The sequence below is a fragment of the Zooshikella sp. RANM57 genome, from assembly GCF_050749885.1.
Classification (GTDB): Bacteria; Pseudomonadota; Gammaproteobacteria; order Pseudomonadales; family Zooshikellaceae; genus Zooshikella.
Map to the genome: position 1 here is coordinate 1 of NZ_JBOIUB010000091.1, position 255 is coordinate 255.

A 255-nucleotide genomic window follows, 5' to 3' on the forward strand; every position below is an offset into this window, starting at 1 on the left:
TTGTTGGTGGGATTGTAGCTATTGTGCAATGGTTATGGGAAATCTTTGGCCCCAAACATATTCCACCTTCACCGCTGCAGAATTACACAAACCAGGTTGTTAAACCAAATGGTTTTTTTTACCAGTCTACAGGGTACTTTCTCTCTGCTAAAACAAACTGGGAAGGTCGTGGCCAACTTTTTCAATTTCATGTAAATGAGTTAGTGTGGGAAGATGGTCACCATAATATGGTCATGCTCAATGACTCAATCAGTG

General features: G+C 40.8%; 1 protein-coding gene. It reads left to right on the top strand.

Annotation, left to right across the window (positions count from 1 at the left end):
- On the top strand, positions 1-255 hold a 255-nt coding region (locus ACQ96U_RS27265), incomplete at both ends, for a hypothetical protein (RefSeq protein WP_431724424.1).